22 protein-coding genes and 2 tRNA genes are annotated in these 25,389 nt (G+C 69.7%); 9 read left to right on the top strand and 15 right to left on the bottom strand.

Translation table 11 applies throughout. The annotated features are described in order from the left end of the window. Positions 1–4 precede the first annotated feature (4 nt). From ACFYPC_RS19860 to ACFYPC_RS19850, 3 genes are all read left to right on the top strand, one after another. Positions 5–724 (top strand): ABC transporter permease, encoded by a 720-nt coding sequence (locus ACFYPC_RS19860; protein ID WP_388677682.1) that lies wholly within the window; start codon positions 5–7, stop codon positions 722–724. Between the two features lie 131 nt (positions 725–855). Then, complete coding sequence (locus tag ACFYPC_RS19855) at positions 856–1,155, top strand: hypothetical protein (RefSeq protein WP_388677680.1); 300 nt, start codon at positions 856–858, stop codon at positions 1,153–1,155. Between the two features lie 418 nt (positions 1,156–1,573). Further along, positions 1,574–1,660: transfer RNA gene (locus tag ACFYPC_RS19850), tRNA-Ser, on the top strand. Between the two features lie 32 nt (positions 1,661–1,692). On the opposite strand, the gene ACFYPC_RS19845 is transcribed toward ACFYPC_RS19850, so the two are convergent. The 9 genes from ACFYPC_RS19845 to ACFYPC_RS19805 all read right to left on the bottom strand — a co-directional run bounded on the left by ACFYPC_RS19845 (position 1,693) and on the right by ACFYPC_RS19805 (position 11,989). After that, entirely contained in the window at positions 1,693–2,577 is an 885-nt protein-coding gene (locus ACFYPC_RS19845; RefSeq protein WP_388677677.1) for an HAD family hydrolase, read from the bottom strand. Then, positions 2,574–3,851, bottom strand: a complete 1,278-nt coding sequence (gene serS, locus ACFYPC_RS19840; protein ID WP_388677674.1) for a serine--tRNA ligase — start codon at positions 3,849–3,851, stop codon at positions 2,574–2,576. Before serS ends, ACFYPC_RS19845 begins: the two co-directional genes overlap by 4 nt. Before the next feature lie 664 nt (positions 3,852–4,515). Beyond that, positions 4,516–5,448 (bottom strand): prephenate dehydratase, encoded by a 933-nt coding sequence (gene pheA / locus ACFYPC_RS19835; RefSeq protein ID WP_388677672.1) that lies wholly within the window; start codon positions 5,446–5,448, stop codon positions 4,516–4,518. Positions 5,449–5,562: 114 nt separating this feature from the next. Further along, entirely contained in the window at positions 5,563–6,915 is a 1,353-nt protein-coding gene (gene efeB / locus ACFYPC_RS19830; RefSeq protein WP_388677670.1) for an iron uptake transporter deferrochelatase/peroxidase subunit, read from the bottom strand. Positions 6,916–6,921: 6 nt separating this feature from the next. Continuing rightward, complete coding sequence (locus ACFYPC_RS19825; protein ID WP_388677667.1) at positions 6,922–8,877, bottom strand: copper resistance CopC/CopD family protein; 1,956 nt, start codon at positions 8,875–8,877, stop codon at positions 6,922–6,924. Positions 8,878–8,891: 14 nt separating this feature from the next. Beyond that, positions 8,892–9,356 carry a copper chaperone PCu(A)C gene (locus ACFYPC_RS19820; protein WP_388677664.1) on the bottom strand — a complete coding sequence of 155 codons (465 nt, stop codon included), beginning with the start codon at positions 9,354–9,356 and terminating at the stop codon, positions 8,892–8,894. Beyond that, positions 9,353–10,006 (bottom strand): SCO family protein, encoded by a 654-nt coding sequence (locus tag ACFYPC_RS19815; RefSeq protein WP_388677661.1) that lies wholly within the window; start codon positions 10,004–10,006, stop codon positions 9,353–9,355. Before ACFYPC_RS19815 ends, ACFYPC_RS19820 begins: the two co-directional genes overlap by 4 nt. Before the next feature lie 107 nt (positions 10,007–10,113). Next, a complete protein-coding gene (locus ACFYPC_RS19810; protein WP_388677658.1) occupies positions 10,114–10,863 on the bottom strand; it encodes a YcnI family protein in 750 nt (249 codons plus the stop codon). A gap of 226 nt (positions 10,864–11,089) precedes the next feature. After that, positions 11,090–11,989, bottom strand: coding sequence for a hypothetical protein (locus tag ACFYPC_RS19805; RefSeq protein ID WP_388677655.1), 900 nt, complete (start codon positions 11,987–11,989; stop codon positions 11,090–11,092). Between the two features lie 405 nt (positions 11,990–12,394). Between ACFYPC_RS19805 and ACFYPC_RS19800 the strand changes: the two genes are divergently transcribed. After that, a complete protein-coding gene (locus tag ACFYPC_RS19800; RefSeq protein ID WP_388677652.1) occupies positions 12,395–12,895 on the top strand; it encodes an ATP-binding protein in 501 nt (166 codons plus the stop codon). A 375-nt stretch (positions 12,896–13,270) separates the two neighbouring features. Next, the gene (locus tag ACFYPC_RS19795) at positions 13,271–14,110 is read left to right on the top strand and encodes a triphosphoribosyl-dephospho-CoA synthase (protein ID WP_388677649.1); all 840 of its coding nucleotides are present in this window, start codon (positions 13,271–13,273) and stop codon (positions 14,108–14,110) included. A 101-nt stretch (positions 14,111–14,211) separates the two neighbouring features. On the opposite strand, the gene ACFYPC_RS19790 is transcribed toward ACFYPC_RS19795, so the two are convergent. Both ACFYPC_RS19790 and ACFYPC_RS19785 read right to left on the bottom strand, forming a co-directional pair. Then, positions 14,212–15,708, bottom strand: a complete 1,497-nt coding sequence (locus tag ACFYPC_RS19790; RefSeq protein WP_388677646.1) for an aminopeptidase P family protein — start codon at positions 15,706–15,708, stop codon at positions 14,212–14,214. A 310-nt stretch (positions 15,709–16,018) separates the two neighbouring features. Continuing rightward, complete coding sequence (locus tag ACFYPC_RS19785; protein WP_388677643.1) at positions 16,019–17,539, bottom strand: PP2C family protein-serine/threonine phosphatase; 1,521 nt, start codon at positions 17,537–17,539, stop codon at positions 16,019–16,021. 480 nt (positions 17,540–18,019) lie between these two features. Here ACFYPC_RS19785 and ACFYPC_RS19780 point away from each other — a divergent pair, with 480 nt between their 5' ends. Both ACFYPC_RS19780 and ACFYPC_RS19775 read left to right on the top strand, forming a co-directional pair. Then, positions 18,020–18,685, top strand: a complete 666-nt coding sequence (locus ACFYPC_RS19780) for a bifunctional DNA primase/polymerase (RefSeq protein ID WP_388677641.1) — start codon at positions 18,020–18,022, stop codon at positions 18,683–18,685. Between the two features lie 56 nt (positions 18,686–18,741). Then, entirely contained in the window at positions 18,742–19,335 is a 594-nt protein-coding gene (locus ACFYPC_RS19775; protein WP_388677639.1) for a hypothetical protein, read from the top strand. 437 nt (positions 19,336–19,772) lie between these two features. Here ACFYPC_RS19775 and ACFYPC_RS19770 read toward each other — a convergent pair whose 3' ends face one another. The 3 genes from ACFYPC_RS19770 to ACFYPC_RS19760 all read right to left on the bottom strand — a co-directional run bounded on the left by ACFYPC_RS19770 (position 19,773) and on the right by ACFYPC_RS19760 (position 22,547). Then, positions 19,773–20,762: a DUF5926 family protein gene (locus ACFYPC_RS19770; protein WP_388677636.1), complete on the bottom strand. Its 990-nt coding sequence runs from the start codon at positions 20,760–20,762 to the stop codon at positions 19,773–19,775. A gap of 189 nt (positions 20,763–20,951) precedes the next feature. Beyond that, positions 20,952–21,620 (bottom strand): ATP-binding protein, encoded by a 669-nt coding sequence (locus tag ACFYPC_RS19765; protein ID WP_388677635.1) that lies wholly within the window; start codon positions 21,618–21,620, stop codon positions 20,952–20,954. Positions 21,621–21,737: 117 nt separating this feature from the next. Continuing rightward, complete coding sequence (locus ACFYPC_RS19760; protein ID WP_388677634.1) at positions 21,738–22,547, bottom strand: glycerophosphodiester phosphodiesterase; 810 nt, start codon at positions 22,545–22,547, stop codon at positions 21,738–21,740. A 257-nt stretch (positions 22,548–22,804) separates the two neighbouring features. Between ACFYPC_RS19760 and ACFYPC_RS19755 the strand changes: the two genes are divergently transcribed. Together ACFYPC_RS19755 and ACFYPC_RS19750 are read left to right on the top strand one after the other, a co-directional pair. Beyond that, positions 22,805–24,394, top strand: coding sequence for a trypsin-like peptidase domain-containing protein (locus tag ACFYPC_RS19755; RefSeq protein WP_388677632.1), 1,590 nt, complete (start codon positions 22,805–22,807; stop codon positions 24,392–24,394). 87 nt (positions 24,395–24,481) lie between these two features. After that, positions 24,482–24,568: transfer RNA gene (locus ACFYPC_RS19750), tRNA-Ser, on the top strand. A gap of 134 nt (positions 24,569–24,702) precedes the next feature. Here the strand turns inward: ACFYPC_RS19750 and ACFYPC_RS19745 are convergent. Continuing rightward, the gene (locus ACFYPC_RS19745) at positions 24,703–25,386 is read right to left on the bottom strand and encodes a tyrosine-type recombinase/integrase (RefSeq protein WP_388677630.1); all 684 of its coding nucleotides are present in this window, start codon (positions 25,384–25,386) and stop codon (positions 24,703–24,705) included. Positions 25,387–25,389: the final 3 nt, after the last annotated feature.

The following is a 25,389-nucleotide window of genomic DNA, read 5'->3' as shown; positions in this document are numbered from 1 at the left end:
CAAGATGTACGACCCCACAGTCGCCCGGCTCACCTATCGAGCCCTGCTCGGCCGCCGCCGAGCCCTCATTCTCTGCGCCCTTCCCGTCCTGCTCATCGTGATCTCCGCGGCCGTACGCGGCTTCACCGGAGCCGACGACCAGACGGCCGCGGACGTCCTCGGCGGGTTCGCGCTCGCCACCATGGTCCCGATCATCGGCGTCATCGCCGGCACCGGCGCCATCGGCCCCGAGATCGACGACGGCTCGGTGGTGTACCTGCTCGCCAAGCCGCTCAAGCGGCCCACGATCATCTTCACCAAGCTGATCGTCGCCATCGCCGTCACCATGGCGTTCTCCGCGGTGCCGACCTTCATCGCCGGCATGATCCTCAACGGCAACGGCCAGCAGATCGCCGTCGCCTACACCGTTGCAGCCCTGGTCGCCTCGATCGCGTACGCCGCGCTGTTCCTGCTCCTGGGGACGATCACCCGGCACGCGGTCGTCTTCGGTCTCGTCTACGCGCTGGTCTGGGAGGCCCTCTTCGGATCACTGGTGTCCGGCGCGCGCACCCTCAGTGTCCAGCAGTGGGCGCTCGCGGTAGGACACGAGGTCACCGGGGGCGACCTCGTCACCTCGGACGTGGGCCTGCCGACCGCGACGGTGCTGCTGGTAGTGGTCACCGTCCTCGCCACCTGGTACGCCGGGCAGAAGCTGCGGACGCTGACACTGGCCGGCGAGGAGTGAGCGAGGGCTCCACGCGCGCGTGCCCGCATCTCACGGCGCACGCGCGCGTAGAGCCCTCTTTTCTTGACAGAGGCTTCACGTCTGTCTGTGCACACTGGGCAGACGGGGACGCACGTCCAGGAGGAACGGGGATGGCAGCCGAAGAACCACGGAGTGACGGTCGCGAGCAGTCCGGAGACGGGGGCACGGGCGTGGACGGGGAAGTGGACGCGGACGGCGCCGGGGCCGGGGCCGGGGAAGTCTGGGACGACCTCGTGCTCGACGAGGACTTCATACGATCCGCCGAGACGACCGAACCGTCGGCCCGCGCGCGGATGCTCGCCGCCCGCTGGCGCAACGGGGGACCCGATCCGCAGCCCTGGCGCTCCGACGAGCCACCCGCAGGATGGTTCTTCAGCAAGGGCCGCCGACGCAGGTGGCGCCGCCGCTAGCCTCGCCTCCCGGCCGCTGACCAATGCTTCTGGCCGGTGACCGTCGGTTCTGGTCCCTGGTCCCTGATCACCGTTCCCGGCCTCTCGCCACCGCTCCTGTCCTCTCGCCACCGCTGCTGGGCACTGGCCGCCGCTCGTGGCGCTGACCGTCGCTTCTGGCCACGGCTTCCCGTCCGGTTTTATTCGGTGGCGCCCAACTCGGCGTACGGGCACATTAGTTGTGTCAACGCCGCCGGTTCGGACCGGCGCCACGATCGGGGAGAGGAGCGCGACGATGTTCGTCAGGAGCAGTTCGTCGAGCTCCCGACAGGGCAGCCCGCGGCGGATTCCGGAGTAGTCACCTCCGTCGAACCCGCGCCGCACGGGGGGCTGTCCGGGGCGGCCGCTTCGAGCGCGTACACGCGCGGGCCGCCCACCCGGAGGATTGGCCGAGAGGTAAGGCACCGGCTTGCTAAGCCGAGATCGGGGGTCACACCCCGCGCGCGTTCGATCCGCGCATCCTCCTCAGACCTGAGGCACAGCAGTAACGCAGGCCGTTCAGCCGAGCAACCGCTCCAGTACGACCGCGATGCCGTCCTCCTCATTGGACAGCGTCACTTCGTCCGCCACCGTCTTGAGTTCCTCATGGGCGTTGGCCATCGCCACCCCGTGTGCCGCCCAGGCGAACATCGGGATGTCGTTGGGCATGTCACCGAAGGCGATCGTGTCCGCGGCCTTCACACCGAGACGCCGGGCCGCCAGGGAAAGCCCCGTCGCCTTCGAGAGGCCGAGGGGGAGCAGTTCCACTATCCCGGCGCCGGCCATGACCACCCCGACCAGACCGCCCGCGACCTCCAGGGCCACAGCGGCGAGCTCGTCGTCGGAGAGCGTCGGGTGCTGCACGTACACCTTGTTCAGAGGCGCCACCCAGAGGTCCGCCGCGTCCTTGAACGGCACGACCGGGAGCGGGCCTTCGTGCACCCGGTAGCCGGGCCCGACCAGCACCTCGCCGTCGAGCCCGTCGCGGCTCGCGGCCAGCAGCAGCGGGCCGACCTCCGCCTCGATCTTGGCAAGCGCCAGAGCGGCCAGCTGCCGGTCGAGAGTCACCGAGGTGAGCAGCCGGTGCTCCCCCGCGTGGTACACCTGCGCGCCCTGACCGCACACCGCGAGGCCTTCGTAGCCGAGGTCGTCGAGGATGTGCCGGGTCCAGGGCACCGCGCGCCCGGTGACAACGATGTGCGCGGCGCCCGCGGCGGTGACCGCCGCGAGCGACTCACGCGTACGTGCCGAGACCGACTCGTCGGAACGCAGCAGCGTCCCGTCGAGGTCGGTCGCGACGAGCTTGTACGGGAACGACCCGTCCGACGCGTCCGACCCGGCCGCACTCGAACCGGTCGATTCACTCGGTCCGGTCGAACCGGTCGCCCCAGCGGTGTTGGTCACTTGGAGATCGGCTCCAGGACCTCACGGCCGCCCAGGTACGGACGCAGCACTTCCGGCACCCGCACGGAGCCGTCGGCCAGCTGGTGGTTCTCCAGGATCGCCACGATCGTGCGCGGTACGGCGCACAGCGTGCCGTTCAGCGTCGAGAGTGGCTGCACCTTCTTGCCGTCGCGCATCCGCACCGACAGACGGCGCGCCTGGAAGCCGTCGCAGTTCGAGGCCGAGGTCAGCTCGCGGTACTTGCCCTGCGTCGGGATCCACGCCTCGCAGTCGAACTTGCGGGTGGCGGAAGCGCCGAGGTCGCCCGAGGCCACGTCGATCACCTGGAAGGGCAGCTCAAGGCCGGTCAGCCACTGCTTCTCCCACTCCAGGAGCCGCTGGTGCTCGTTCTCCGCGTCCTCGGGAGCGACGTACGAGAACATCTCGACCTTGTCGAACTGGTGTACGCGGAAGATGCCGCGGGTGTCCTTGCCGTAGGTGCCTGCCTCACGGCGGAAGCACGGCGAGAAGCCGGCGTACCGCAGGGGCAGCTTGTCGGCGTCGAGAATCTCGTCCATGTGGTACGCGGCGAGGGGGACCTCGGAGGTGCCGACCAGGTAGTAGTCGTCCTTCTCCAGGTGGTACACGTTCTCCGCGGCCTGGCCGAGGAAGCCGGTGCCCTCCATGGCGCGCGGGCGGACCAGCGCCGGGGTCAGCATCGGGATGAAACCGGCCTCGGTGGCCTGCGCGATCGCCGCGTTGACAAGGGCGAGCTCCAGGAGTGCGCCCACACCGGTCAGGTAGTAGAAGCGTGAGCCCGACACCTTGGCGCCGCGCTCGACGTCGATCGCGCCCAGCGCCTCGCCGAGCTCCAGGTGGTCCTTGGGCTCGAAGCCCTCGGCGCCGAAGTCACGGATGGTGCCGTGCGTCTCCAGGACGACGAAGTCCTCCTCGCCGCCGACCGGCACATCGGGGTGGACCAGGTTGCCGAGCTGGAGGAGGAGGTGCTTGGTCTCCTCGTCCGCCTCGTGCTGCTCGGCGTCGGCCGCCTTGACGTCGGCGGCAAGCTGGCCGGCCTTCTTCAGCAGCTCGGCCTTCTCGTCACCCGAAGCCTTGGGGATCAGCTTGCCGAGCGCCTTCTGCTCGGAGCGCAGCTCGTCGAACCGCAGGCCGGACGACCTGCGCCGCTCGTCGGCGGAGAGGAGGGCGTCGACGAGCGCGACGTCCTCTCCACGGGCGCGCTGGGAGGCGCGAACACGGTCGGGGTCCTCACGGAGCAGGCGAAGGTCAATCACCCCTCAAGGTTACCGGTGCGTGCTTCCGGTCAACGACTCGATATTCCGCGCCGCGGCTTCTGTCACGTTATGGGCGAAATGACGGGCTGAATTTCTTGATCGGTGATATCCGTCAATAAAAGGGACGATGCTCCCTGAATCGGGGCATTCTGTGGTGGGGCTGTTGACTGGATCCCCTTATGAGCAAGGGGACTTGAGCAGCCGGTTGTCCACAGGAGCCCACGCCCCCAGCAAGTTATCCACAGGGTGTGTGGAAGATCTGTGGACTACGGAGGTGATCATTCCGAAAGTGGCGGCCGGGGCGGGGGATTCTCGGGTCAAACCATCCCTACACCCACGTTCGAGTGGATTCGAGCAGAAATGCTTCGCTCCATAGGATTGACCAAGGGAAAAGAGTGGACGAGGGGTGACGTGCCGTCCTGTGGATGAATCAGGGGCCCCCAGGCCGATTTGTCGACGATGTAGCACTTCGTTGTCGACTTGTCCCCAGGTCGAGAAGGGCGCCTGTGGATAACTCTTGTGGATGAGGAAAATCGGCAGGTACGACTGGCTGCAGGGGTGAACGGGGACGGGCGAGGACGGGCAGGGACGGGCGTGACCGCCCGTGCCAGACCTGACCGCCCGTGACAGATTTGACCGCCCGTGCCAGACCTGACCGGACCGCTCAGAACCGGCCGTCGTGGCAGCGCGCCACCCATTCGGCAGCCGCGATGAACTCGTCGTCCGACGTCCCCCGCAGCGGAGTGCGTACGTCCTCGACACTCGCACCGGCGCGCGGGTACGACCCGAGGTACCGCACCTCCAGGCAGATCCGCTTGAGTCCCATCAGGGCGTCGGCCACCCGGCGGTCGGAGATATGGCCTTCGGCGTCGATGCAGAAGCAGTAGTTGCCGATGCCTTCGCCGGTGGGCCGGGACTGCAGCAGCATCAGGTTGATACCCCGTGTGGCGAACTCACCCAGCAGGTCGCGCAGCCCACCGGGGTGGTCGTCGCGCTGCCACAGGACCACGGACGTCTTGTCCGCGCCGGTCGGCGCGGCGGGCCGGGCGGGCCGGCCCACCAGTACGAACCGTGTCTGCGCGTTGACGGCGTCGTGGATCCCGGTCTCCAGGGCCTCCAGGCCGTAGGGGCCGGCCGCGAACTCGCCGGCGAAGGCGGCGTCGTACCGGCCCTCCTGTACGAGTCGCGCACCGTCGGCGTTCGAGGCCGCGGACTCCCAGAGCACGTCAGGGAGGTTGGCCTTCATCCAATTGCGGACCTGCGGCTGGGCGGCGGGGTGCGCGGTCACGGTCTTGATCTCGGACAGCTTGGTGCCGGGTCTGACCAGCAGGGCGAAGGTGATCGACAGCAGCACCTCGCGGTAGATCATCAGCGGCTTGCCCGCGACCAGCTCGTCGAGGGTCGTGGTGATGCCGCCCTCCACGGAGTTCTCGATCGGCACGAACGCGGCCTCGGCCTCGCCGCTGCGGACGGCGTCGAGCGCGGCGGGAACCGACACCATCGGGACGAGTTCCCGGGTGGCAGCCTCCGGAAGCGTCCGCAGGGCGATTTCGGTGAAGGTGCCCTGCGGGCCGAGATACGCGTAACTGGCTGGCATGACCTCACCCTAATGGGCTCTGCGCACCCCGGCTCACGCCTGTGGAAACCGGGGCTCCACGGCCCCAGTGAGCGACGCGCGAACCCATGAACCCACCATCCCGAAAAGGCCCGCTCACGCCTCCAGCAACCGCTGCCCCACGTATTCCCCCTCCGCCGCCCCGCCCGGCACCGCGAACAGCCCGCTCGACTCGTGGCGGATGAACTCGGAGAGCGCGTCGCCGCGGTCGAGCTTGCGTTGGACGGGGACGAAGCCGCGTACGGGGTCGGCCTGCCAGCAGATGAAGAGCAGGCCCGCGTCGGGCACCCCGTCCGGGTCGAAACCGTCGTGGAAGGAGAACGGGCGGCGCAGTATCGCGGCGCCGCCGTTCTGGTCGGGCCGGGTGATCCGGGCGTGCGCGTTGATGGGGACGACGAGGTTGCCGTCGGCGTCGGTCTTGTCGAGGTTCATCTCGGTCGTCTCTGTGCCGCCGCTGAGCGCTGCCCCGGTGGACTTCTTCCGCCCGATGACGTCCTCCTGGGCCTTCAGCGAGAGCTGCTCCCAGCTGTCGAGGAGCATGCGGATGCGGCGTACGACGACGTACGAGCCGTTCGCCATCCATGTCGGATCGCCGGATGCGGGGACGAAGATGCGCTCGTCGAAGTCGGTTTCGGAGGGCTTCGGGTTGCGGGTGCCGTCGATTTGGCCCATCAGGTTGCGGGCGGTCATCGGGTGGGTAGTGGCGCCCGGCGAGCGGTTGAAGCCGTTCATCTGCCAGCGGACGCGGGCAGCGCTTCCCGCGTCCTTCTGGATCGCGCGCAGGGCGTGGAAGGCGACCAGGGCGTCGTTCGCGCCGATCTGCACCCACAGGTCGCCGTTGCTGCGTGCCTTGTCGAGGTGGTCGGAGGAGAAGTCGGGCAGTGGGTCGAGGGCGACCGGGCGTTGTTTCTCCAGGCCGGTGCGCGTGAAGAAGCTGTGTCCGAAGCCGAAGGTGACGGTCAGGGACGAGGGTCCGGCGTCCCGGGCGACGTCCGTGTCGTCCTGGGTGGCGGCCTCGCCCGCCATCAGCCGCTGGGCTGTTTTCGACCAGCGGCGCAGCAGTGCGGCCGCTTCCTTGCGGCCTGCGCCCGTCGCCAGGTCGAAGGCGATGAGGTGGCCGCTGGCGTGGAGGGCGGTGGTGATGCCGGGCTGATGTTTCCCGTGAAACATCACCGTGTCCGCGCCAAGTGAGGTGAGTGGCAGGGCCTTGTCGGAGGGGGCGGTGGCGTATCCCGCGGCTCCGCCCGCCGCGCCGAGTGCGAGCCCGGTGGCCCCGGCGGTTCCCAGTAGCCGCCGCCGCGAAATGCCCTCCTTGGGGGAGGCGTTTTCAGAAACGGCCTCCCTGGGAGGGCCCACCTTGAGAGCGCCCTCTTCGGGAGAGGTATCAGAGGACGTCTCCTGGGCGGTGTCTCCCTGGGAGGAGGCCCCCGGCGTGGACTGGTCAGCCATGGTGGTTCAGCCGATCTTCGTGTTCTTGTCTACGGTCGCTTGGTCGATGTCGGAGGTCCGCACGGTCACGGCGATCGTCCAGTCGCCCGCCATGGGGATCTGTACGCCGCTTGCCGTCCAGTGGCCGGTGGCGACGCGGTCGGGGGTCACGGGGAGCGGTCCGATGTCCTTCGATTCGAGCGTGAAGGCGATTTTCACCTCGGGGACGTCGAAGGCCTTGCCGTTGGGCCGTACTACGAAGACGTGCATTTCGTTGGCGCCCACGCGGGCCGGGTCGAGTGTGACCTCTGCGGTGCCCTTGCCGTCCTCGGCGCCCGTGTCGAACGGGATCTTCAGCGACAGTGGTCCGGCCTGCTGGGAGGTGGCCGAGGTGGCTGCCTTGGCTTCCTCTTCGGTGCGTCCAGGCTCGGTGGACGTCAGCACGGTGGTGACCGCGAGGAGGACGACGGCGACGCCGGCCTCGGCGAGCACCGAGCGGCGCAGGCCCGAGCGGAGCGGGTCGGCGTCGCGCAGGCGCTTGTCGCGCGTGGTGGCCAGGGCGGCTTCCTGCCGCGCGAGCTGGGCTGCTCGCCGTGAGTCGCCGGAGCCCGCGGGAACCTTGGTCCGTGTCTTCGCGCGCTGTTCGACCACGGCCGCCGCGACGGCTTGCGGTGCCGGAAGCTCGGACAGCTGTCCCGTCCAGCGCCGCGAGATCCACGCGATGCCGACGAGTACGGTGACCAGGCCGATCTTGACGAGCAGCAGCTGTCCGTACGTCGTGTCGGTGAACGCCGACCACGAGCCGACCTGCCGCCATGACTGGTAGATGCCGGTCGCGACGAGTGCGATCACGCTGCCGAACGCGACGCGCGAGAAGCGCTGGACGGCCGCCGCCTCGATCTGGGCGTCTGCGGGTGCCCGGAACAGGGCCACGAGCAGTGTCGAGAGGCCGCCGAGCCAGAGGGCGACCGCCAGCAGGTGCAGGACGTCGACGGGCATCGCGATGCCCGTCTGGATGCCGGTCGAGGCGTGTTCGGCCATCGCCCAGGTCGCGGCCAGTCCGGCCGCGACGACGGCACCGCCGATCGCGAGCCCGAAGGTGAGGTCCCGCTTCGCGGCGGCGGCGTCCTCGGCGTCGTCCTCTGTGTCCGCTCCATCCCCAGCCTCTGCCTCGTCCCGCTTCACATACGCCCCGAAGAGCACCGCGATGAACAGCGCGCCCGCGGCGAGCAGCAGCAGCCGTGACACCAGAGCCGCGCCCGCCTTGGTCTGCAGCACCTGCCCGAGCAGCGTCAGGTCGAAGATGTCGCCGACCTTGCCGGAGCCGACGTAGGAGCCGCGCAGGAGCAGTAGTGCGAGGGTGGCGCCGGTCAGCGCGAGCCATCCGGACACCACGAGCCGCTGTACCGGACGGACTCCGGCGCCCCGCTGCCAGCAGGCCAGCACGAAGCCCGCGCCGCCGACGAGGAGGATGAACCCGGCGTACGAGATGTAGCGCCCGGCTTCGTAGAGCGCTCCGACGACTCCGCCGCCGACTTCCTTGTCGGACACGGCGACGGTGGTCTGGGAGGGCGCACCGATGGAGAAGGTGAAGGCGCCGGAGACGGGATGGCTGTCCGCGGACACCACCTGGTAGGTGACGGTGAAGGTGCCGTCGGGCAGCCCGGCGTGGAGTTTCACGGCGTACGTGGTGCCGCTCGGGTTGGTCGCCCTGCCGGTGTCGACGCGCTCGCCCTTGGGGTCGAGCACCTGGAGTGCGCCGTCGGAGAGGGCGACCTGCTCGGAGAAGGTCAGCGAGACCTCTGTGGGTGCTTTGTCGACCACCGATCCCTGCGTCGGGTTGCTGCCGGTCAGCGCGGCGTGCGCGGAGGCGGGCGCGGCGCCGGCCAGGAGCGCGCCGGTGACGGCGAGGAACAGCAACAGCAGCGTCCGTGCTCGCGCGACGCCTTGCGTGGCGCCACGGAGAGCGATGGTCGGTGTCACAGGTGATCCCTCCCTCAGTGCCCGGTCTTCGGGTTGTACGTCGCGGACTGCACCGGCATGGAGATCTTCAGGGTGCCGGACTTGGCGAAGTGCAGCTCCACCGACACCTTCTCGCCCTGCTTCGGCCGGTGGGTGAGCTTTTCGAACATGAGGTGGTTGCCGCCGCTGGCGAAGTCGAGGGTGCCGTGGGCGGGCACGGCGAAGGACGTCTCCTCCTCCATCGTGCCGTCCTTGGTGGAGTGCAGCGTGACGTCGTCGGAGAGGTCGCTGGTGACGGAGGTCAGGGTGTCGGCGCCGCCGGAGTTGGTGACGGTGAAGAAGCCGGCCGCCATGGTGTCCATGCTCGGGGCGGGCATGTAGGCGCCGGTGACCTTGAGTTCGGGCCTGGCCGAGGTGTTGGCGGAGCTGTCCGCGCCGCACCCGGCGAGTGTCAGGGCCGCGAGGGTCAGCACGGTGGCTCCCGTCCGACGACGCCTCACGGGTTCTGTCCCTTGATGAGCTTGGGGAGATCCTTGATGTAGTCGTCGACGGTGGCGTCCTCGCCGTAGAGCACGTATCCCCCGTCGGTCTTCGGCGAGAACGCGATGACCTGGGTGCCGTGCACGGAGACGAGCTTGCCGTTCTTGTCCTTCGTGGTCGGCTCGATGGAGATGCCGAGGGTGCGGGCGCCGGCCTGGATGGTGGCGAAGTCACCGGTCAGGCCGATGAAGTCGGAGTCGATGCCCTTGAGCCACTCGCGGAGCGCGGCGGGGGTGTCGCGGTCGGGGTCGGTGGTGACGAACACGACGCGCAGCTTGTCCTGCTCGGCCTTGGGCAGCGCCTTCTTGGCGACGGCGAGGTTGTTCATGGTCAGCGGGCAGACGTCGGGGCAGTGGGTGTAGCCGAAGTAGATCAGCGTCGGATCGCCCTTGGTCTCCGCGCGGAGGTCGTACTTCTTGCCCTCGCTGTCGGTGAGTACGAGGTCCGGCTTCTCGAACGGCTGGTCGAGTACGGTCGCGGCCTTGCCCGAGTCGGCCTCTGCGGACACGTCGGCGATCGGCTTGTTGCTGTCGTCACCGCTGCCGCAGGCGGAGAGGGTGAGAGCGGCGGCAGCGAAGAGAGCGGCCGCGGCATACGTCTTCTTGCGCATACAAAAATGTCCCAGATGTGAGGTGACCGGTGCGCACCGGGGTCGTACGAGGGCCTGTACGGCGACGTCGTACGACCTCCGGCGCGGCACCGAGAGTGCGATGGGCCTCAGGCGTTGGTGCGCCGACGGCCGGCCAGTACGCCGTACGCCACGCCTGCCGCGCCGACGACGATGCCCACGACGCCGAGCACGCGCGCGGTGGTGTCACTGCTGTCGGTGGAAGCGGCGGCGACCTCGGTGGTCTCCGCGTGCTCGGCGGAGACGTCGGAGGCTTCGTCCGAGGGGGTGGCCGTGGAGGTCGCCCCGTGGTGGCCCTCCTCGCTCGCCGCGCTGAGTGCGAGCACCGGGGCCGGATTCTCGGGCTCCTCCGCGCCCTCCGCCTGCTCCTCGATCCAGCGGACGACCTCCTTGTTGGAGTACGTCTGGACCGCCTTGAAGACGAGTTCGTCGGTGTCCTCGGGGAGCGCGCCGATGGAGAGCGGGAACTTCTGGAAGAAGCCGGGCTCGATGCCCTTGCCGGTGGCGGTCCAGGTGACCTTGGTGACGGCCTGGGAGATCGTCTCGCCGTGCAGTTCGAGGGGCTTGTCCAGCTTGGACGTGGTGACCTTGGCGGTCCATCCGGCGACCGGCTCCGGCATGACGGAGGCGAGCGGGTGGTCGGTCGGGAAGCTCACCTCGAGCTTGGTGGTCGAGGCGTTGTCGCGTTCGTTGGGGACCTTGAAGTCGACCGTGGCGTATCCGCCCTTGGCGGCTTCGCCCTCAGGCTGCACGCTGACGTGCGCGAAGGCGGGGCCGGACAGGACGAGGACGGCCGAGGCGGCGACGGCACCGGCGGCGGCGATACGGGAAACCTTCATGACAGGAAGCACTCCACTGTGAGTCCGACGGGATCGCATGGGATCGGACGGGATCCGGTGAGACCGATGGGATCCGGTGAGATCGGATGGGATCCGGTGAGTTGGGGCGCGCGTGGTGCGCGATGCGCGTGCGGAAAGCGCCCGGAGCGCCCCTTGGAGGCGTCGAAAACGCGGGCACGCGCGTGTGCCGCACGACGGCAGCCCCTCGGTGGAGTGGTGCGTCGCGTCAGGCAGCGAGGACGAGCGAAGTGGAAGGCGGCGGTCCGCGCCGGATGACCGTGTGCTGGAGCGCGGCGGTACGGGGTTTCGGTGGCCTGAGCTGCGCGGGGCGCGGAGTGCGCGGTGCCGCGCCGGGCGTACCCGGAAGCCCTGTGCGCAGGGCGCGTACGAGTGCGAGCGCGGCGCGCAGGGAACGTACGAGAGACCCTTCGGCAACCCCGTGCGCCGAAAGCCTGATGAGACGCAGCAGCGCCATGTCCCCCCGGCGCAGCACCCATCCGGCGGCGACGGCCGCGAGGACGTGGCCGAGCAGCATCGGCAGGGAGGGCAGCACGGACATCGAGGAACCGGTCGCCGATATGGCGTCCGCGGGGTGGTGCATGGACTGCGTCGTGCCCGTGTCGATCCGGGCGTCGGCGAGGATCTGCTGGGCCTGTGCGGGGCTGATCACCGCCGCTGTCGCGCCGCACAGCAGGCGCGCCGCGCGCTCGACGACCGAGGCGTCGGTCATGACCATGCCCGACGTCATGCCGGACGTCATGCCCGACGTCATGCCGGACCCGGTCCCTGACCCGGTGCTCATCCCGGCCGTCGACGCGGTGGCCGACCCCATCGTCATCGTCGCAGCGCCGTGCTGGCCGAGTCCGAACAGCGTGTGCAGCAAGCATTGGCCGGTCGCGAGGACCGCCGCGATGCCTGGAAGCGAACGCTCGTGTCCTGCCAGCGGCGCGGCGACGGCGAAGACCCCGAGGAAACCGGCGGCCAGTGTCCACGGCGGGACCGTGGCGGAGGAGGCGAGCACATGACCGGCCGCAGCCAGCACGACGCAGACCGCGGCGAACACCGCGGCCCGGAGCATCCGGATATCGCATCCGGAGCGCGCCGTGCGCTTGTGGGGGGCAGTCATGGCGGGCCCATCATCGCACTGGGCTTACCCGTTCCCTACGGCAGGTCCGCAAGATGACGTTTGGTCCGGAGGGCGGTGATCCGGGCGATCTTCCTTATGCCTGGCGGTCCGTGCCGCTCGTCTCAGCGCCGACCATGCCGCCCGTGCCGCTCGTCTCCGTGCCGTCCCTCTCGGTGTCGACCATGCCGCCAGCACCGTTCGTGCCTTCGTGTACTTCCTGCCGTTCCTGCCGTTCCTGACGTTCGTATCGTCCCGCGGGTAGGGGGCTCCGCTGCCCGCACATACACCGATTTCTGTCGCACGCGCATCCGCCGTATGGGCGGCATCACGTCAAGTGGGCGATTGCGCACGCGTGGTTGCGGCAATACGTAACGGTATGTCGAGCCGCGGCCGGGAGGCTGGAGCATGAGCATCTGGTGGTCACTCCATTTGCGGCGTGAAGCTGCGAGCGTTCCGCTCGCGAGACGTCTGCTGCTCGGCACGATGGAGACGGCGGGCGTCGACCCGGACGTCTGCTTCGACCTCTCCATCGCCCTGAGTGAGGCCTGCGCCAACGCCGTCGAGCACGGCGGCGACACCGCGCAGGGCGGCTCCTCCGAGGCCTACCGGGTGACCGCCTACCTCGACGGCGAGACCTGCCGCATCGAAGTCGCCGACTCCGGCCCGGGGTTCCCGTCCGGCACCGCCCTTCCAGCCGGCGCCGACCTCCCGTCAGGCCGTGTCACGCGCGCCCCGCTCCGTCCGAGTCCGGCCCGCAGCGACGCCGAGCACGGCCGCGGGCTGTGTCTCATCCAGGAACTCGCGGACCACGTCCAGATCGGCAACAAGCCGGGGCGGGGCGGCGCGGTGGTCAGCTTCGACAAGATCCTCAAGTGGAAGAAGGACGCGCCGTTGGTGGCGGTGTAGTCCACGCCGACCTGCCAGGGGCCATGGTCAACCGACAGCGCCGCCCATGCCCTTGGCGGGTAACTCCCCTAATTTTCCCGCCTTGACGGGAAGCCACCAAGAGAAGACGATCACCCGGCGCCGCGCGATCGACATCGGCCTTGGCGACCTCCGCCACCGGCGGCCAGTGCGTGCTGATGTCGAGCATCGAGCGTCACGGAGGACCCGTCGCGGCGGTAGTACGCCCCCGGGCGGTGGTTCGGGCGGTGGTTCGGGCGGTGGTCCGGGGCTGATCCGGGCGACGCGCCGACCGGTACGCCGCCGAGCGATGCCCCGACGGACAGCGCCTCCCCGTCCGCCTCCCCGTCCGCCTCGGCGTCTTCGTAAGGTAGGCCCATGAGGAGCCGCGAGGACGAGACGCTCGCGCGGGCCGCCGTGGCCGCGCTGACACGGCAGCTGGAGCTGGCTCCCAAGCCCGGACTGCCCGATCCGCGCGACCTCGACGCACGGTCCACGCGCCGGGACCACCGCGCCCTGTGCTGGTCGGCCAGGGCACTGGAGCCCGGCCTGGTGGCCATGGCGGCCGCCGCTCGCCGCATCGGCGAGCCCACGCGCGAACTCCGCACGGAACTGGGCACGATCGGCCGGTCCACCGAGCACTCGGTGGGCCTCGCGGGCGGCGGACACCGTGGCGCCATGTGGGTCCTCGGGTTCCTGGTCGCCGCCGCGGCCCTGGAACCTCGGGCCACCGGGAACGACGTCACCGCGGCCGCCAAGCAGATCGCGGCGCACCAGGACCGGCGGGCGCCGCGGCGGCCCTCGCGGGGGTCGTCCATCTCGGCGAAGTACGGCGCCGCCGGGGCGCGCGGCGAGGCGCGAGCGGGATTCCCGCACGTACGGGACGCGTTGGACGCGCTCACCGTCGCCCGCGACGCCGGTGCGTCCGAGCCGTGCGCCCGTCTCGACGCCCTCCTCACCATCATGTCCACCCTCCAGGACACCGAGTTGCTGCACACGGCGGGTCCGCACGGCCTCCGCCATGTCCAGGGGTCCGCGCGCGGAGTCCTCGAAGCGGGCGGTACGTCCACGGACGAGGGCCGCCAGGCGCTGTCCGCCCTCGACGACGACCTCCACGCGCGCGCGTGGAGCCCCCGCGGCAGTGGAGGGCTGCTCGCGGGGGCGCTGTTCGTGGACTCGCTTCCGGTGATGGTCAGTTCACCGGCGGCGGCGGCCTGACGCGCGCCTTCGGCGGTCAGTTCACCGATATGGGCGGGCTGCCCGACAGGTACCCGGCCACCGACCTCGTATCAGCCCGCGAAGACGCGAAGAGCGGTGTTTCAGCTCCTCAGGGCGGCCATCCACGCCTCGACCTCGTCGGATCGCCGCGGCAGGGCAGCCGACAGGTTCCGGTTGCCGTCCTCGGTCACCAGGATGTCGTCCTCGATCCGCACGCCGATACCGCGGTACTCCTCCGGCACCGTCAGATCGTCCGCCTGGAAGTACAGGCCGGGCTCGACGGTCAGGCACATGCCGGGCTCCAGCGTGCCCTGCACATACGTCTCCGTCCGTGCGGCCGCACAGTCGTGGACGTCCATGCCGAGCATGTGTCCGGTGCCGTGCAGGGTCCAGCGGCGCTGCAGGCCCAGTTCCAGGACGCGCTCGACCGGGCCCTCGACGAGTCCCCACTCGACGATCTTCTCGGCCAGCACGCGCTGCGCGGCGTCGTGGAAGTCGCGGTACTTGGCGCCCGGCTGCACCGCCGCGATACCGGCCTCCTGGGCCTCGTACACGGCGTCGTAGATCTGCTTCTGGATCTCCGTGTACGTGCCGTTGATCGGCAGCGTGCGCGTGACGTCGGCGGTGTAGAGCGTGTGCGTCTCGACGCCGGCGTCCAGCAGGAGCAGGTCGCCGGAGCGGACCGGACCGTCGTTGCGTACCCAGTGCAGGGTGCAGGCGTGGGGTCCGGCGGCGCAGATCGATCCGTAGCCGATGTCGTTGCCCTCGACCCGCGCGCGCAGGAAGAAGGTGCCCTCTATGTAGCGCTCGCTGGTCGCCTCGGCCTTGTCGAGGACCTTCACGACGTCCTCGAAGCCGCGCACGGTCGAGTCGACGGCCTTCTGCAGTTCGCCGGCCTCGAACGCGTCCTTCACGAGCCGGGCCTCCGACAGGAAGACCCGCAGCTCCTCGTCGCGCTCGGCGGTCACCTTGTCGGTGAGTGCCGCCTCGATGCCGGCGTCGTAGCCGCGTACGACGCGGACCGGACCGGTGGCCGCGCGCAGCGTCTCGGCGAGCTCGCGGACGTCCGAGGCGGGGATGCCGTACAGCTGTCCGGCCTCCGTCAGGGAGTGGCGGCGGCCGACCCACAGCTCGCCCTGGCCGTTGAGCCAGAACTCGCCGTTCTCGCGGTCGGAGCGCGGCAGCAGGTAGATGGTCGGCTTGTGGCCGTCGGTGGTCGGCTCCAGGACCAGGACGCCGTCCTCGGTCAGGTTGCCGGTGAGGTACGCGTACTCGACGGAGGCGCGGAAGGGGTAGTCGGTGTCGTTGGAGCGGGTCTTCAGGTTGCCCGCCGGGATGACCAGACGCTCGCCCGGGAAGCGCGCGGAGAGCGCGGCGCGGCGGGCGGCGGTGTGCTCGGCCTGCGCGATCGGCTCCAGGCCGTGCAGTTCCGTGTCGGCCCAGCCGGACTTCATGCTCTCGGCCAGCTCGTCCGACACACCCGGGTACAGGCCGTTCTTGCGCTGCTTGATCGGCTCTTCGGGAGTCTCGTCCGGGGTCTCCGGGTTGAGCTCGTCCGCCACGGTCTGCCTCCTAGATACGACTCTGGATCCCACCATCGTACGGACGTACTGAAGGGGGTCCAGAGCGGGAAGACCTGTTACGCAGGGCTCACTGGAAGCGCGTTGCACGCGGCTCAGTCGGATCACCCTCGCCTACGGCTCACCGGAAGCGCCTCCGCTTACGGCTCGCCCGACGCGCCTCCGCTTACGGCTCGCCCGCAGTGCGTTGATCACGGCTCGCTCGAAGCGCTTTGCTCACGGCTCGCCAGGGTGCGTTGATCACGGCCTGCTCGAAGCGTGCCGTGTGGCTCACTCGAAGTCGAAGCGTGCCGTATGGCTCACTCGAACTCGAAGCCTGCCGTACGGCTCACTCGAAGCGTGCCGCCAGAAGTACGACGTCCTCCTCGGAGTCCGCCTCGTCCAGCCCGTCCGGCAGCACACTCCGTAGGACGTGGTCGGCGAGGGCGCCAGGATCGTCGCGCAGTGTCCTGGGGACGCTCGCCGCGGCCGCGTGCAGCCGGGCGAAGGCGCGGTCCATGGGGTCGCCGGTGCGGTGCAGCAGGCCGTCCGTGTAGAGGAGCACCGTCTCGCCGGGCTCGGCGCTCAGTTCGACGCTCGGTGCCTCCCAGCAGGCCAGCATGCCCAGGGGCGCCGACAGGGAGGTCTCCACGAACTCCGTGCGCCGCGGGCCGATCACCAGGGGCGGGCTGTGTCCGGCCCCGGCCAGCGTGATCTTGCGCAGCGCGGGCTCACAGAAGGCGAACAGTGCGGTGGCGGAGCGGGCGGGCTCGGTCAGCCGCATCAGCAGTTCGAGGTCGGACAGGACGGCGACGGGGTCCTCGCCCTCCATGACCGCGTACGCCCGCAGGGACGCCCTCAGCCGGCCCATCGCGGCGACCGCGCTGGGCCCGGACCCGGTGACGGAGCCGACCGCGAGGCCGAGCGCGGCGTCGGGCAGCGGCAGCGCGTCGTACCAGTCACCGCCGCCGCGCGGACCGGTGCGGTGCCGGGCGGCGAGCTGGACGCCGGAGACCCGGGGCAGCCGCGAGGGAAGCAACTCCTCGGACATCGTCGTGAGGCACGCGCGCGTGCGCTGCAGTTCCAGCAGCCGTGCCAGGTGCTCGGTGGCGTGCCGGGCGTAGCGGCCGATGAGGTGGCGCTGGCGCTCGACCGGTTCGGCGGGCTCGTCGTAGAGCCATACGGCGGCGCCCAGGCGGCCCGCGGCGTCTGTGGACAGGGGCAGCGCGTAGCTCGCCGCGTAGCCGAGCTGGGCGGCCACCTCGCGGTGGCGGGGGTCGAGCCCGTCGTCGGCGAACAGGTCGGGCTGTGTGATCTCTGCCTCGCCGCCGGGCAGTCCGGCCGCCGTGTCGAGGAGTTTCCCGTACGCCATGGAGCTTCGCGGGACTGTCTCGATGTGGCCGAGATCGGCCCGCGCGAGGCCCAGTCCGATCGTGGTGTCCGGGCCGAGTCCGTCGCCCGGTTCCATGACGACGAGACCGCGGCGTGCGCCCACGAGGGCGGCTCCGGCGCGCAGCAGTTCCTCGAGCGCGTCGCTCAGTGTCGCGGTGCGTGCCAGGCGTTCGGTGAGTTCGTGGAGCGTGGTGAGATCGGAGACAAGTCCGGCGAGACGATCTTGGAGATCGGCTCCTGGGCCGGTGGAAGAGGTTGCCGAGGGGGTGACCGTGGTGGCGGACCTCGGCGCGACAGTGTGTGCGGGAGAGGGAACCGTGGAATCGATTCCGGCCACTTTCGGAAGGTGAGGGGCGGTCATGTCATCCGGCTTTCCGACCGGTGCGTATTGCTCAATAGCATCGCAAACCCCCATGTCGTTCTGCGCCGCAAGCAGTGTCTCCACATGTACACGCACTCGTGAGGGGATGTCCAGCATTGTCCTGCCGGGATTCCTGGTGTCCGTGAGACCGGCGGTAACCCGTGCGGGAAAGTAAAGTTGGCTTAAAACTGACTCGGGCAACGGCATATTGAGGTCGACTGGCCTAGTTCGACGGAGCGTCACAGCGGTCGTGATGGGTACGTACTCGGTGAAGGCCAGGGGCGATTGCGTATCGCCCGGAACCTGGCAGCGGACCCGGGCGTCTTAACCACCGACGATCGTGCCCCATCCTCCCGTGGCGGAGGCGGCTAGAAATACCCGGACGGCAAAACGCCAGGCGCCGCCACCCCACGCCATGCCCATGCTTCAGGCACACGCAGTACGGACGCGGACGAAGCCCGACGCTCGGCCCAGAGGGGCTCCCTTGTCTCCAGCAAGGGTGTGATGCGCCAACAGGTACGCACAGTGAAGTGATCGACACATGATGTGAATGGTCCACAGTGTTGCCAGGCGTGCAACGGAAAGGAACGAGCGCTCATGCGCGAGATCCTCGGAAGGCGACGCAGGCTCCTGTCCAGGCGAAACAAGGGGAGGACTGAGATGCTCAAGTCGGCCCTGACCTTCGCGACCGAATGGCAGTGGCCCGTACTCCCGGGTGTGGCGGCCGACCCGCAGGGGCGCGCCCGCTGCGGATGCCCTGACCCGGAGTGCACGGTGCCCGGCGCCCACCCCTTCGACCCCGGCCTCCTCGCGGCCACCACCGACGAGCGCATGGTGCGCTGGTGGTGGACCAACCGGCCGACGGCCCCGATCGTGCTGGCCACCGGTGGGTGGGCCCCCTGCGCGGTGAGCCTGCCCGCCCTCGCGGCGGCTCGCGCGCTCGCCGCGCTCGACCGCCAGGGCATGCGCCTGGGCCCGGTCGTCGCGGCCCCCGCGCGATGGGCGATCCTCGTCGCGCCGTACTCCCTGGAGCAGCTCGGTGAGCTGCTGTACGCCAAGGACTACGTCCCCGGCTCCCTGCGCTTCCACGGAGAGGGCGGTTACATCGCGCTGCCTCCTTCGGAGACCGGCCAGGGCGAGATCCGCTGGGAACGTGCGCCACTGCCCGGCTCGGCCGCGCCCTGGGTGCCCGATGTGGAGGCTGTGGTGGACGCGGTGGTCGAGGCCCTCACTCGTACGGGTGTGAGCGCGCCCGAGTTGTAGGGGTGTCGGGCGCGCGGCGAGCCGGGCGCCCGCCCATGGTCGTTATCTTCACCTCCATGAACCTTCGCCTGCTCGCACTCGCGGGCGTAGTGGCGGTCACGGTGGCTCTTCCGTTGGCCGTGGCATCCGCAGGACCTGTCGGTGAGACGGGTTCTGCGGATGCACGTGCGTCCGCAGACTCCGGCCGTTCCCCACACAACGGCGACGGCGACGGTGACGGTGACAAAAACGATGGCAGCGGCAGCGGCAGTGGCAGCGACAAGGCGCCGGCCTCCGACCCCGCCCCGTCGCCCCGGCTGCTCGGCCTCGGTCTCGCCACCGCCGCCCGCTGCGGCCCCGAACTCACCTCGGCCGACGGCATCGAGGCGCAGACCTGCGTCCTGACGCAGGGTGAGGAGACCTGGGCGCGCACCTACTACCGCAACGCGACCGGCGGCGAGCTGAGTTCCGTACTGAGCCTCATGGAGCCCGGTGGCCGCACGGTGCTGATGCGCTGTGCGGTGGGCGCGGAGGACGACCCGGGGGCGTGCGAGACACCGCGGGGGCGTACGACGGGGGATGTGGCGGCGTACGCGGCGGTCGCGGAGTTCGCGAGGGGCGGCGAGGACGGACCGCTGCTGCTGCGCTCGGGGAGCAACTCCGCCCCGTAGGTCGAGGAGCAAACTCCGCCCCGTAGGTCGAGGAGCACCTTCGCCCCGTAGGTCGAGGAGCACCTCCGCCCCGTAGATCGAGGAGCAGCTCGGCTTCGCAGGTTCAGGCATCAACTGGGCGCCGCAGGTTCGGGAAACAAGTCGGCCGCGGAGGTTCGGAAGCAGGTCGGCCCAGCAGGTTCCGGAAGCAACTCGGTGCTGCAGCAAGGTGGTTGGCACCGCACGAGAGCCCGGACAGGAAAAGACCCGGTTGCTGGCGACGGGGGATGCACCAGCAACCGGGCTACTCGAACGGTAACAAGAGATCGGCAGTTCGCAAATTCGGTCTTGGCTATTCGGACACGAATTTACCTGCCAGTACGGGGAGTTGTGACAGGAGTCACCTGGCTGGTGACTCCTGACCACCTGACCCGTAGGTCAGTTCCCCTGCCTGTGTGTCAGCTGAGTGTCACCTGTCGATTGGTGAGGCCGCCGCGCGCCCGGCGCTCGTCCGCGGTGAGCGGGGAGTCCGTGGCCAGGGCGGTGGTGAGACGCTCGGCGAACTCGGCCGCGGGCTTCTCGACATCGTCCGCCGTGACCTCTGTCGGCAGGTCCCAGACCGGCACGGTGAGCCCGTGTGCGCGGAAGGAGCCGACGAGCCGGGTGCCCTCTCCGAGGCTCGACTTCCCGGCCGCGTGCAGCCGCGCGAGTGCGTCCAGAAGACGCTCCTCCGCATACGGCATGACCCAGCGCAGATGGTTCTTGTCGGGCGTCTCGCACCAGTAGGCGGCGTCGACGCCGGAGAGCTTCACGGTCGGGATGGCGGCGGCGTTGGCCCGCTCCAGGGAGGCGGTCACCTCGGCCGACGCGTTCTCCGCGTCGGGCACCCAGAATTCGAAGCCCGCGTGCACAACTGGCTCGAACGCGCCTTCCGGGTCGAGGAGATCCTGAAGACGCGGGCCGTCGGACGGGGCGCGGCGGCCCTCGATCGGGGTGCCGGGCTGCGCGGTGAGCGCCCGCTGGAGGGTGTCGGCCAGGTCGCGGCTGATGTCGCCGGACGCCGTGTCGTTCTGCAGGCCGATCAGGACCGAGCCGTCGTCGCGGCGCAGCGCGGGCCAGGCCATCGGCAGGACGGTGGCGAGCGTGACAGAGGGAACGCCCTCCGGCAGGCTCTCCCTGAGTTTCAGCTCGACGGTCGCGGCGGGTACCAGCTCGCGCAGCGCGATCCAGTCGCCCTCGCCGGCCAGGCCCTCGAAGGGGCGCTGCACCAGCTCGGTCGCGGCATGCGCGGCGGCTCGGCCGTGACAGGCCTTGTAGCGGCGGCCACTGCCGCAGGGGCAGGGTTCGCGTGCGCCGACAACCGATACGTGTCCATCAGCGCCTCCGGCTCGGGCACCATCCTTCAGCTGCGGCTGCTTGGCCTTCGTCTGGGGTCGCTTCTTGGCCATCGTGGGTGTCTCCCGGTTACGGCTCGTCTCGTACGGGCGCGAGCCTAGCCGTTCGTACGGAGGCCGACGGGACCCTGTGGACAACGCACCGAGTCGTCCCGGAACCGACGCTTCGGTCCTGGTCGGTGTCGTATCGGGCCTGCCGCTGGTGTCGTGTCGAGCCCGCGGTCGGCGTCGTGTCGGGCCTGCTCAGGCCAAGTCGTCGAAGGCGTCCGCGAGGTCCAGGCCGGGTATCGGCTGCTGCGGAATCAGCGGCTGCAGTCGCTGGGCCGGTGAGGCGACGCGCGTAGCCAGGTCGTCGCGGTCCAGGTCGTCGCGTCGGCGCGACGCCGTCACGTTGTCCTGGACGACGACCCAGACCGTGATCTCTCCGCGGGCGTCGTCCCGGACGCCCCAGTCCTTGGCCAGTGCGGTGATGATGTTCAGCCCGCGGCCGCCGTGCGCGGTGACCGAGGGCGTGGCCGGCACCGGACGGGTCGGGCCGCCGCCGTCCGTCACCTCGACGATCAGTCTTCCGGAGGGGTCCACACGCCATGCGGCACGGACGTCGCCGTCCCCCGCGAGGGCGTCGCCCAGTGGCCTGCCGTGTCGACACGCGTTGCTGAGCAGTTCGGAAAGGATCAGTACGGCGTCGTCGATGACCGTTTCCGCTACGCCACCGGTACGCAGGTGATCCCGCATCCGGTGTCTTGCTTCCCCCACGCCCGCAGGGCCATGAGGTACGGCCATGCTCGACGACGCGGGCACCTCCTGTGCCACCACCAACGCCACCCCCGAGACCTCCTTTGCCCCACGCCACGGTGTGGATGCCCCTTTGAACTGGACCGGAAACCGGCCAATCAACGTCTGCTGACGCACTCGTAACGATCGAATACGGAGCGAACGCGCCGGAGCACTCCCAGTGAACGCATGGCTGGATTTCGATGGTTTCTTGTGGAGTTTTGGGAGATCGCTGGCTGAAAGTGTGCGGTCGCGTCAGCGGCCCAGCTGCCCCAGGACCGCGCGTGGGCGGTTGGTGATGATGGCGTCGACGCCCAGCTCAACACAGAGGTCGACGTCCTCTGGCTCGTTCACGGTCCAGACGTGGACCTGGTGTCCGGCACGTTTCAGGCGCTCGATGTAACCGGGGTGACTGCGTACGATCCGCATCGACGGGCCTGCGATCCGGACACCCGCGGGCAGCCGTCCGTCGCGCAGCCGGAGTGAGACGAACTGCAGCAGATAGACCGTGGGCAGGGTCGGCGAAGCGGCCCGGACGCGGTGCAGGGAGCGCGCCGAGAAACTCATGACGCGTACGGGCGACTCCGCGGCGGACTCCGGGGAGTCCAGCCCGAAACGCTTCAGCAGGTGCAGCAGCCGCTCCTCGACCTGGCCGGCCCAACGCGTGGGGTGCTTGGTCTCGATGGCCAGTTCCACCCGCCTTCCGGCGTCGGCGACGAGTTCGAGCAGCCGCTCCAGGGTGAGGACGGAGGTGTCCTCGCGGTCCCCTGGGCCGTACTCCCAGTCGGGGGACTCGTCGCCGTTCTTCCAGGCGCCGAAGTCCAGCGCCGCGAGGTCGGCGAGTTCCAGGGCCGACACCGCTCCGCGGCCGTTCGACGTACGGTTGACGCGGCGGTCATGGACACAGACGAGATGGCCGTCCGCGGTCAGCCGTACATCGCACTCGAGGGCATCCGCGCCGTGCTCGATCGCCTTCTTGTACGCGGCCAGGGTGTGCTCGGGTGCCTCCTCGGAGGCTCCGCGGTGGGCGACGACCTGAATCGGTTGCTGTCGTGCGTGGGTCACCGCGTCATGGTGCCACCGTCGAAGGGCAGGCGTGAGGGCGGGTATGCCGAGAATGGGTTAATTTCGCCTGACAAGACCCTTATAAAGAACGGTCTGGGACGCACAGGTACCGCTTATGGTGCTCTGACGTCCAGTGGGAAAAGCTGACGGCAGACAAGAGCACATGCACAGCTGATTCGCGCCGGACCGCCGACAAGCGTGAGCGAGCGTGACCGAGTGCGACCGAGAACAACAGCCGTGGATCGAGGAGAAGAGCTGTGAGCACCGAGAACGAGGGCACTGCAGTACCCCCGGCCCCGTCCGCACCTCCTGTGCCGGTGGACACTCCCGCTGCTTCCGCGCAGACGGCCGCGCCGGGGGAGAGCGTGCCGACCGCGCAGCTCCCGACGGTGCCTCCGAGCGCCCCCGGCACACCGGAGCATGCACCGGCGTACGACACACCTGGCCAGGCACCGGCGTACGGCTCAACGGAGCAGACGCCGACCTACGGCGCACCCGGCCACACGTCGGCCTACGGATCTCCGGACCAGGCACCGGCGTACGCCTCCGTGGGCGCCGGGGCTCCTGGCGGGCACGGCCTCAACTCCGGGGCCAACGGGCCTTCCGGGGCGCCGGTCTCCGCGGCAGACGCGGACTGGCCGCCTCCGCCGCCCGCCACCCCTTCGTACGCCGACGGCGGTGGTTCGGGCTCCGGCTGGGGCTCCTCCTACCAGCAGCCCGCCCCCAAGTCCGGTGGCGGCCGCGGGGGTCTGGTCGCCGCGATCCTCGTCGCCGCGCTGGTCGCGGGCGGCGTGGGTGGCGGCATCGGCTACACGCTGGCGAAGGACAACGACGATTCCACGGACTCGACGACGGTGTCCGCCCCGCAGAGCAGCGGTGACGTCAAGCGCGCCGCGGACAGCGTCGCGGGCGTGGCCGCCAACGCGCTGCCCAGCACGGTCACCATCGAGGCCGAGAGCAGCAGCGGCGAGGGCGGCACCGGCACGGGCTTCGTCTTCGACAAGGAAGGCCACATCCTCACCAACAACCACGTGGTGGCGGACGCGGTCGACAACGGCAAGCTCACCGCGACCTTCTCCAACGGCAAGAAGTACGACGCCGAAGTGGTCGGCCACGCACAGGGTTACGACGTCGCGGTCATCAAGCTGAAGAACGCGCCGTCGGATCTCAAGCCCCTCGCCCTCGGCGACTCCGACAAGGTCGCCGTCGGCGACTCGACGATCGCGATCGGCGCGCCCTTCGGTCTTTCGAACACGGTGACCACGGGCATCATCAGCGCCAAGAACCGCCCGGTGGCCTCCAGCGACGGCACGTCCAGCAGCTCCTCGTACATGAGCGCCCTGCAGACGGACGCCTCGATCAACCCCGGCAACTCCGGCGGCCCCCTCCTGGACGCCCAGGGTGCGGTCATCGGCATCAACTCGGCGATCCAGTCCAGCGGCAGCCTCGGCGGCACCAGCCAGTCCGGCTCCATCGGCCTGGGCTTCGCGATCCCGATCAACCAGGCGAAGAGCGTGGCCCAGCAGCTGATCAAGACGGGCACGCCGGTCTACCCGGTGATCGGCGCGTCGGTCACCCTCGAAGAGGGCACCGGCGGCGCGAAGATCACCGACGAGGGTGCGAGCGGTTCCGCCTCGATCACGTCCGGCGGTCCCGCGGACAAGGCCGGCCTCAAGTCCGGTGACGTCATCACCAAGCTCGACGACACCGTGATCGACAGCGGCCCCACTCTCATCGGCGAGATCTGGACCCACAAGCCCGGCGACACCGTCAAGCTCACCTACACGCGCGACGGCAAGACCCACACCACCGACGTCACCCTGGGCGAACGCGAGGGCGACAGCTGACCGTGGCCTGCGGGTGGCCCACCAGCCCATGACGCACCCCGAGGCGGGTACGCTGTACCCGCTCCGTCCCCTGGTGGTCGGTGCGGAGGTGGGTTGCCCGAGCGGCCTAAGGGAACGGTCTTGAAAACCGTCGTGGCAGCGATGTCACCGTGGGTTCAAATCCCACACCCACCGCGCAGGTCAGAAGCTTGCAGGTCAGAAGGGGTGCCACTCTCCGGAGCGGCACCCCTTCTGCATGACCTTGTCTCACCCTGATTCGCCGGTATCCCACTTCTGACCAGCGCGTGCGGCCAACCTGCGGCCAGGATTCAGGGCCCCTCGGCCCCGCTCTCGTGCTCCGCCAACCCTTGGTCGATCAGGGTGTTCATCTTCCCTTCCTCGCCGTCCAGCACCTTGGCGTAGTAGCGCTGAAGAACGGCGACGCTCTGTCCCGCGCGCCGGGCGGTCTCGGCCAGGCTCACCCCGGAGCGGAGCCAGAACGACACGCAGGCGTGCCGCAGGTCGTACGGGATCGCTGCCAGCGGAGAGGTCACCTGCGCCGGCGTGAGTGCTTTGCGGCGGGCTTCCTTCCACGCGGCGCCGTACTCCTGCGACCGGATCGGGCCGCCGCGTACGGCGCTGAACAACTGACCTTCGGACGTGGTCCCGAACGCTTCGAGATGCGCCCGCAGTATGGCGACCAGGACAGGTGGAATCGGCACGGGCCGGACCGCGCGGCGAGCCCGGTGCTTCAACTGCCTTTCCTCGTACGGCTTGCCGTCATCCGTCCACGCGGAACCAACCTGCGGCCGGGCGCCGGCGAGCATGAGCCGCCCCCACCCCTCCTTGGGTAGTTCGCACTGGTCAGCGCTCAACATGGACACCTCTTCCGGGCGCATCGCCGCGTAGTAGATGCAGGCGAAGAACGCGACCAGATGAGTACCGCGCGGCCCCTGCGCACGGACCGCGTCCAGCAACGCCCTTGCCTGTGCGGGCGTGGCTACGCTCCGCACGTC

The sequence above is a fragment of the Streptomyces sp. NPDC005808 genome, from assembly GCF_042871385.1.
Lineage (GTDB): Bacteria > Actinomycetota > Actinomycetes > Streptomycetales > Streptomycetaceae > Streptomyces.
The sequence above is the reverse complement of the archived record's forward strand: the minus strand, read 5'-3'. Positions and strand labels throughout refer to the sequence as shown.

Coding starts and splice junctions, on each gene's coding strand:
- ACFYPC_RS19860 (WP_388677682.1), top strand. CDS start 5: ATGTACGACCCCACAGTCGCCCGGCTCACCTATCGAGCCCTGCTCGGC.
- ACFYPC_RS19855 (WP_388677680.1), top strand. CDS start 856: ATGGCAGCCGAAGAACCACGGAGTGACGGTCGCGAGCAGTCCGGAGAC.
- pheA (WP_388677672.1), bottom strand. CDS start 5,448: ATGCCAGCCAGTTACGCGTATCTCGGCCCGCAGGGCACCTTCACCGAA.
- efeB (WP_388677670.1), bottom strand. CDS start 6,915: ATGGCTGACCAGTCCACGCCGGGGGCCTCCTCCCAGGGAGACACCGCC.
- ACFYPC_RS19815 (WP_388677661.1), bottom strand. CDS start 10,006: ATGCGCAAGAAGACGTATGCCGCGGCCGCTCTCTTCGCTGCCGCCGCT.
- ACFYPC_RS19810 (WP_388677658.1), bottom strand. CDS start 10,863: ATGAAGGTTTCCCGTATCGCCGCCGCCGGTGCCGTCGCCGCCTCGGCC.
- ACFYPC_RS19805 (WP_388677655.1), bottom strand. CDS start 11,989: ATGACTGCCCCCCACAAGCGCACGGCGCGCTCCGGATGCGATATCCGG.
- ACFYPC_RS19800 (WP_388677652.1), top strand. CDS start 12,395: ATGAGCATCTGGTGGTCACTCCATTTGCGGCGTGAAGCTGCGAGCGTT.
- ACFYPC_RS19795 (WP_388677649.1), top strand. CDS start 13,271: ATGAGGAGCCGCGAGGACGAGACGCTCGCGCGGGCCGCCGTGGCCGCG.
- ACFYPC_RS19790 (WP_388677646.1), bottom strand. CDS start 15,708: ATGGTGGGATCCAGAGTCGTATCTAGGAGGCAGACCGTGGCGGACGAG.
- ACFYPC_RS19785 (WP_388677643.1), bottom strand. CDS start 17,539: ATGCTGGACATCCCCTCACGAGTGCGTGTACATGTGGAGACACTGCTT.
- ACFYPC_RS19780 (WP_388677641.1), top strand. CDS start 18,020: ATGCGCGAGATCCTCGGAAGGCGACGCAGGCTCCTGTCCAGGCGAAAC.
- ACFYPC_RS19775 (WP_388677639.1), top strand. CDS start 18,742: ATGAACCTTCGCCTGCTCGCACTCGCGGGCGTAGTGGCGGTCACGGTG.
- ACFYPC_RS19770 (WP_388677636.1), bottom strand. CDS start 20,762: ATGGCCAAGAAGCGACCCCAGACGAAGGCCAAGCAGCCGCAGCTGAAG.